Origin of the sequence: Ilyobacter sp. (assembly GCF_041583315.1) — a bacterium.
Lineage (GTDB): Bacteria > Fusobacteriota > Fusobacteriia > Fusobacteriales > Fusobacteriaceae > Ilyobacter.
This window is the reverse complement of record NZ_JBFHGC010000078.1, coordinates 1-7,195: the sequence shown is the minus strand read 5'-3', so window position 1 is coordinate 7,195 and position 7,195 is coordinate 1. Positions and strand designations below refer to the sequence as shown.

The 7,195-nt window shown below is 33.6% G+C and carries 6 protein-coding genes and 1 pseudogene; 4 read left to right on the top strand and 3 right to left on the bottom strand.

The window, feature by feature from the left end:
- The 4 genes and pseudogenes from ABZA26_RS04285 to rpsO form a co-directional block, all read left to right on the top strand.
- A pseudogene (locus ABZA26_RS04285) lies at window positions 1-225 on the top strand (sporulation protein); the annotation flags it as partial.
- 43 nt (window positions 226-268) lie between these two features.
- Window positions 269-1,609 carry a tRNA lysidine(34) synthetase TilS gene (gene tilS, locus ABZA26_RS04280; RefSeq protein ID WP_372713278.1) on the top strand — a complete coding sequence of 447 codons (1,341 nt, stop codon included), beginning with the start codon at window positions 269-271 and terminating at the stop codon, window positions 1,607-1,609.
- Window positions 1,602-3,830, top strand: coding sequence for an ATP-dependent zinc metalloprotease FtsH (ftsH, locus tag ABZA26_RS04275; RefSeq protein ID WP_372713277.1), 2,229 nt, complete (start codon window positions 1,602-1,604; stop codon window positions 3,828-3,830). Before tilS ends, ftsH begins: the two co-directional genes overlap by 8 nt.
- Window positions 3,831-4,038: 208 nt before the next feature.
- The gene (gene rpsO / locus ABZA26_RS04270) at window positions 4,039-4,296 is read left to right on the top strand and encodes a 30S ribosomal protein S15 (RefSeq protein WP_319371509.1); all 258 of its coding nucleotides are present in this window, start codon (window positions 4,039-4,041) and stop codon (window positions 4,294-4,296) included.
- 49 nt (window positions 4,297-4,345) lie between these two features.
- Here the strand turns inward: rpsO and rd are convergent, their stop codons facing one another.
- The 3 genes from rd to ABZA26_RS04255 all read right to left on the bottom strand — a co-directional run bounded on the left by rd (window position 4,346) and on the right by ABZA26_RS04255 (window position 6,709).
- Entirely contained in the window at window positions 4,346-4,507 is a 162-nt protein-coding gene (gene rd, locus ABZA26_RS04265; protein ID WP_372713276.1) for a rubredoxin, read from the bottom strand.
- Window positions 4,508-4,687: 180 nt separating this feature from the next.
- The gene (locus tag ABZA26_RS04260; protein WP_372713275.1) at window positions 4,688-5,050 is read right to left on the bottom strand and encodes a hypothetical protein; all 363 of its coding nucleotides are present in this window, start codon (window positions 5,048-5,050) and stop codon (window positions 4,688-4,690) included.
- A gap of 204 nt (window positions 5,051-5,254) precedes the next feature.
- Window positions 5,255-6,709: a diguanylate cyclase gene (locus ABZA26_RS04255; protein WP_372713274.1), complete on the bottom strand. Its 1,455-nt coding sequence runs from the start codon at window positions 6,707-6,709 to the stop codon at window positions 5,255-5,257.
- Window positions 6,710-7,195 lie beyond the last annotated feature (486 nt).

The following is a 7,195-nucleotide window of genomic DNA, read 5'->3' as shown; positions in this document are numbered from 1 at the left end:
GGCAATGAGTTTAGAAGAATGGTGGGGTATAATAAAATATACAGTACACAATTTGAGGTAAAGGATGACGGAGAAAAATTTGCCTTTCTAGGGAAAGGGTCTGGACACGGTGTAGGTATGAGTCAGTACGGAGCTTATGGTCTTGCTGCAAAGGGCAAAAAATATAGAGAAATAATATTTTACTATTATGATGGAGTGGAAATAAAAACGTTGAAAAATGGTTAAAATATGCTATAATTATTTTAAAATCTAAATTGCGGGGAAAAAGATGGAAGTTGTCAAAAGAGTCCGAGAATTTGTACTTAGAAACGACCTTATGGGACATGGAGATAAAATCCTGGTGGGGTTTTCAGGAGGTCCGGATTCTGTTTTTCTTTTTGAAGCCTTGATGGCACTTAAAGAGGAGTTTAAGATAGAGATCGCCCTGGCTCACATCAATCATCTCCTAAGAGGGGAAGAATCAGATGGTGATGAGGATTTTTGTAAGAGATTGGCTGAAAAACATGGCATAAATTACTATGTCAAAAGGGCAGATATAAAAAAATATGCCCAAGAGCACGGTGTGGGAGATGAAGAGGCCGGAAGAGCCATGCGATATGATTTTTTTTATAAAACATCAAAAGAGTGGGGAGCAGATAAAGTGGCTCTTGCTCACAATAAAGATGACCAGGTAGAAACCTTTCTTTTCAGAATGATGCGTGGGACATCCCTTGAGGGATTAGAGGGGATTCCGGTAAAACGTGATATCTTCATAAGACCCTTGTCTGAAGTCTATAAAAAAGATATTTTGGAATATTTAAATCAAAATAAAATAGAGTACAGGATCGATTCTAGTAATCTTGAAAATGTCTATACCAGAAACAGTATACGCCTTGATCTCATACCTTTTATAGAAGAGAGATATAATTCTAATTTTAAGGAGAAGATATTTGCTCTCATAGAAGAGATAAAAGAGGCCAATAAATTATTGAAAATAAATCTTTCAGAGTATATAGAAGATGAAAAATTAGATTTGAGAAAACTTGGGAAACTTAAGGAATATCAAAAAAGAAAAGTGATAAATGATTTTTTGAAGAGCTATAATATAGAAACAAGTAGAGAAAAATTAGAAAATATAATGGAATTATTGGGAAAGGGCGGAAGTAAAAAATTGTCCCTGGGTAAAAATGTTGAGCTTAAAAAGGAATATGATAAAATTTCAGTAAATCCAAAGGAAACTGATTCAAATGATGTAGAAGATGCATTCTTGAAAATACCCGGTGAAGTCAAATACGGAAATTATAAAATAAAGGCCTTCAGAGATACAAACAAAAGTATCGGGAAAAATGAATTTTGTACAAATCTTCAAGAGGGAACTAGCTTATTGATTCGAAAGAGAAAATCCGGTGACAAAATGCAACCTGTAGGAATGAATTCTTCAAAAAAGATAAAGGATATTTTTATTAATGACAAAATCCCCAAAGAGGCAAGAGAAGTTATTCCAATTATAGTTTTAGAAGATGAAATAGTCTGGATAGCATCTGTCAGGGGCAGTGAAAAATTCAAATCAGCTAAATCAGAGAAAACAGTTGTAAAATTATCTGTAGAGGAGGACAACTTTAGTGAGTGAGAACAGAAATCAAGGTGATGATATGGAGAAAAAAAATGGTTTTGAAGAAAACCAGGATAATTTAAACAATGAAAAACTAGAAAATGAAAAACAAGAGGAAAAGAAAGATAAACAAGAGGAAAAAGAGGATGACGGTGTCTACAATGAGCTGGAAGAGAGAAAGAAAGAGCTAAAAGCAAAGCTGAAATACGGGATGAGAGGCAGAGGAAACCGTGAAACAGAGGACAATCAAAATCCTGAGGGAGGAAACGGAAAAAATCCCAAGCCAGGCAAGTTTAATTTTAAAAGCATAGTTATGCTTTTATTCATAGTGACAATTTTCATGTCGATACCTTCACTTATGACTGATAAATCCCAGACAGGGAGTGAAGAAGTCACTTATACACAATTCTTAGATTTATCTAAGAGCGGGGCTTTCAAGTCTGTACAGGAAAAAGAAGGGTATGTCTATGCTGTGAGAAAAGACAGTGAAGAGAAGGTCAACGCCAGGATGATATCTGACAGGCTTGTTCAGGATCAAAACCTAATAAGAGCCCTTGAAGACGGAGCAGCGGATATAAAATCTGTAGAGCCTGAAGGAGTACCTTTCCTTGTAAATGTATTTATATCTTGGTTCCCTATGCTACTTCTTATAGGTATATGGATATTTATGCTTAATAAGATGAATAAAGGTGGAGGCGGCGGCCCTCAGATATTCAACATGGGAAAATCCAAAGCAAAGGAAAACGGAGAACAGATATCAAATATTACATTTAAAGATGTAGCAGGTATAGAGGAAGCTAAGATTGAGTTAGAAGAAGTTGTTCACTTTTTAAAAGAACCAGAGACATTTAAACGAATAGGTGCAAAGATTCCAAAGGGAGTACTTCTTCTAGGAGCACCTGGAACAGGAAAAACCCTTCTTGCAAAAGCTGTGGCAGGAGAAGCTGGAGTTCCGTTTTTCAGTATATCAGGATCAGAATTTGTTGAGATGTTTGTAGGGGTAGGAGCTTCAAGAGTAAGAGATCTCTTTAATAAAGCCAGAAAAAATGCTCCGTGTATAATATTTATAGATGAGATCGACGCTGTAGGAAGAAAAAGAGGGGCAGGACAAGGCGGAGGAAATGACGAAAGAGAACAGACTCTGAACCAGCTTCTTGTAGAGATGGATGGATTTAATACTGAAGAAACAATTATTGTATTGGCAGCTACCAATAGACCTGAGATATTAGATAAGGCTCTTATGAGACCCGGACGTTTTGATAGACAGGTAGTAGTTGACAGACCAGATATAACAGGTAGAGAAGCAATATTAAAAGTACATATAAAAGGGAAAAAACTTTCCGCAGATGTAGACCTGCATACAATAGCCAGAAAAACTCCTGGATTTGTAGGAGCAGACCTTGCAAATATGCTTAACGAAGCAGCTATACTGGCAGCTCGTTCTGGTAGGGATACCATTACTATGGAGGATTTGGAAGAAGCCGCAGAAAAAGTTTCTATAGGTCCAGAGAGAAAATCTAGAGTAATTGTGGAAAAAGAGAAACTTATTGTAGCATATCATGAGATAGGCCATGCTCTGGTTCAGTGGGTATTACCATATACGGAACCTGTACATAAAGTAACAACAATACCTAGAGGGATGGCTGCATTGGGTTATACTATGACTCTTCCTACAGAGGACAGGTATCTGAAATCTAAGAATGAATATCTTTCTGAGATCAGAACCCTTTTAGGAGGAAGAGCATCGGAAGAAGTCGTTTTTGGAGATATCACAACAGGAGCGAGCAATGACATTGAAAGAGCCACTGCAATTGCACATGCTATGGTTACTAAATTCGGTATGAGTGAGAAATTCGGACCGATATTACTAGATAATACAAATGAAGGTGATCTCTTCATGCAGAAACACTACAGCGAAACTACCGGTAAAGAGGTAGATGATGAGATAAGAGGCCTCATAACAGAAGCTTATGAAGATTCCAAGAAGATATTGAGAGATAACTACGAGAAGCTTGAAAAAGTCACCAGAGCTCTTTTAGACAGGGAAACGATATCTGGTTTAGAATTAGATATTTTGATGAAAGGCGGAGAGTTAGAGCCTTTGAAATCAGAACTGCCTAAAGAAGAAGTACCAGAAGAAAAAAAAGAAGAGGATGGAACAGTTGAAAATACTACTGAAGATAGTGTTGAAAACGAAACCTCTGAAACAGAAAAATCAGATGATGATTCTATAAAATAAAACTAGGAGCATATGCTCCTAGTTTTATTTTGGATTTAAGTCTAAAAATCTAATGTTTTCTATAAGGTTTTTAAAGGAATGACAACAGAAAGAATTTTACAAAATTCAGATAATGTGATAGAATAATCTTAATTTGAGCTAGGTTATGCGTTTGCCAACGCTTCACTTGGCTTAGATAATAAATATTTAGGAGGAAATACAAATGGCAATGAAAACTAAAGCAGAATTAGTTAAAGAGTTTGGAAAATTTGAAGGGGATACAGGATCTACAGAGGTTCAAGTAGCTATCCTAACTGAAAGAATCAACCACTTAACTGATCACTTAAAAACACACAAGAAAGATCACCACTCAAGATTAGGTCTTTTGAAAATGGTAGGAAAAAGAAGAAGACTTCTTAACTACATGATGAAGAAGGATCTTGACGGTTACAGAGCTCTTATTGCAAAATTAGGAATAAGAAAATAATTTATGCGGGACATTCGTCCCGCATTTTTCTTTTTTTGATTATTTTTAATTATTGAGCTGATTCAAAATCTTCCTTTGGAGCCCCGCATAAAGGACATACCCAATCTTCTGGAAGATCTTCAAATTTTACACCTGGCTTTATTCCACCAGCCTCATCACCAATAGCAGGGTCATAAATATAACCACAAGGTACACATCTCCATTTTTCCATTTCAGACCTCCTTGATATTTTTTTGTGATAAATAACTATTATTTTAATACGCTTCTAAGCGTAACTATCCTCTATAAAAAAAATATATTTAAAGATTCTTAAATATAATTCATATTATTTTCACAATGAAATTTTAAAAAATAAGGTGAAGAAAGGTTGGTCCTTATAGGTTTAGTAAGTTTATCCAATTTCTTCCTCTGTGAGAATTTTGTAGACAGGGTTTCCTATTACCTCTCTCACAACTACATTTTTGATATTATTTCCCTTTATGTTAAACCCTTCAAAAGCTTTGTGTGGGCAGGAACCAAATGCTATTCCCAAAATTTTATTTTCTTTTTCTTCTTTTGGGTTGGTGACAAAGTCATTTGAGTAAATCATAAATTTTCTGTGATAACTTTCATCTTCGAGAAGATAATCATAACAATAGTTTTCCTCAAGGGAGCTGCCACTCACTTCACCGTTATCTATTTGATCAGCGATACTTCTTAACAAGTCAGGAAATTCCTTTGAACCTTTTCCAAATATTTGAACGACCATTTTCATTAAATTCCACCTACCTCAATAATAATACCAAAATCATATATCTTACAGTATATTTTGTCAAGTTTTTTATTGGTGTACAGTGTAATTTTATAAAGTCTAAAATCAGACGGGAATAAAGTTCTTAATTCCCAATTTATAAGCTTTAAATAAATAAACTATTTTGGAAACTCTATTGGCTTATAAGTGTATTTTTTTTAGTATCTTTCAGCTTCTGAGACATTTCTTTTCAGACTTATGTTTATACATCTCTGTGTCAGCAGAATCAATAAATTCCTCTATACTCTGATTATATACATAATCTATTATCCCGTAACTTATTTTAAGGTCATAGGGCTTTTGGCTATTTTTGTTGTATTCCTCCAAATAAAGGCTTATTCTAGAAAATATTTTTTCTGTATCTGAATGATCGGGTCCTAAAAAAGCCATAAAAAATTCATCTCCACCCAAACGAAATAACAGGTCTTCTTCTCTAGAAAAGCTTTTGAGAATAGAGGCGATACTTTTGATTAGGTCATCACCATCATTATGGGAAAAATTATCATTTACAAATTTTAGTCCATCAATATCTACAAAGCATCCTGTGAGAGGTTCATTTTTAAATTTTGATTCTTGTATCATAAAATTTAACTTTTCTATACCTGTATGTCTGTTGAATATACCGGTCATTACATCATAACTAGCCTTACCAATTAATTTATTATTCATATTTTCTATGGTCTCTAAAAAGATATTTATGTTTTTTTTAAGCAACGATATTTCATCATTTCCTGTAACTTCAAGTCTTCTACTTAGATCTTTTTTTTCTATGATCTCCTCAACTGTAATTTCAATTTTTCTGAGACGGACTAATATGAGTTTCTCGATCCCAATTGAAATTATTAAAATAAGAATGATCAAATTTATTACAAGTACCCAGATATACTTCTTTATACTGTCTTTTCCCAATACCAGGATATCCGCATCCAAGCTGTCTTTTAAGACTAAATCTTTGTTACTGAATGATGGGATGTAAAATTTATTATTTACCTTATCTTTTGATATATTTACTTCAAATGTATTTTCTTCAGTTGGTTTTATATCCAGAAATTCCACCTGAGTTCCTAGTTTCTTGTTTAGATCACTGAGTTTAAACTCGTATGCCATTATAATTTTTCCTATACTATCTTTTAATCCTTCAGAGTCGGTAATAGGAGCTGAAGAAAAAATCATAATTTTATTTTCATTACTGACATACATTCCTGCTAAATCATCAAACTGAAGTAAATCAATAAGTAATTTTTCTGGTGGGATTACTCCGCCTTCCTTTTGCTGATCATATCCCACACTGTAGACATTTTCTCCCTCTGAATCAGTTATATATAAATAATTGACTCCTAATGTGGCAATGCTTTCTGGACTCAGATTTGATTTTATATATTTTTTATTTTTGTTTTTGACAAATTCATAGGTATCGTCCCATTCCCCCCAGTCTGAAGTTAAGGTTTTCAGATTATCTGACAAACTTTTAAATTCATTTTTAATCATCTTGTAACGTTCTTCAGAACGTCTATGTTCAAATTTATTATAATCTTTTTTTATATTTTCACTGATAAATAAAAAAAGTACAAAAAATACTATGAAACTGCTTATGGTTATGGAACTTATTATTTTTTTTCTCAAAGATGATCACTCCTTTTAAATTGTAGTTAGAACATCTCCTGTGGAGCTATTCAAGCACTGCGAGTATATAACTATTTTTAGAACTGGATGATATCTGTGAGGGATTTTATACCAGTCTTGGAAACGAGCTTATGATGTACATTACTGATAAAGATATAATACTATAAAATTGATGAATTTTGTCAAAAAAATAATTTTATAAATAAAGTAGCCAAAAGTTTTCCAGAAAATACCGAAAAATAGCAGATAGCAAATAATATCTAAATAAATATATTTGGATTATTAGCATTTATGACTAGTCTTGAAAATATGTTAAAGTTAATAATAAAAATAAATTAAGGCTCCCTGAAAAAAACAGAGAGCCCCTTGTATATTTCATTTTTTTAAAAAAGAGATTTTTGGTTTGTGTCGCTCAAACCGTCTATTGCATTTACCAACTTCAACTTTTCCACGACTGTCTGGGAAGCCTTCGTCCTTCTCTTAAGG

What these genes read in the sequence shown, in the direction of transcription:
- tilS (WP_372713278.1), top strand. Translation starts at nt 269, where the DNA reads ATGGAAGTTGTCAAAAGAGTCCGAGAATTTGTACTTAGAAACGACCTT.
- ABZA26_RS04260 (WP_372713275.1), bottom strand. Translation starts at nt 5,050, where the DNA reads ATGAAAATGGTCGTTCAAATATTTGGAAAAGGTTCAAAGGAATTTCCT.
- rd (WP_372713276.1), bottom strand. Translation starts at nt 4,507, where the DNA reads ATGGAAAAATGGAGATGTGTACCTTGTGGTTATATTTATGACCCTGCT.
- rpsO (WP_319371509.1), top strand. Translation starts at nt 4,039, where the DNA reads ATGAAAACTAAAGCAGAATTAGTTAAAGAGTTTGGAAAATTTGAAGGG.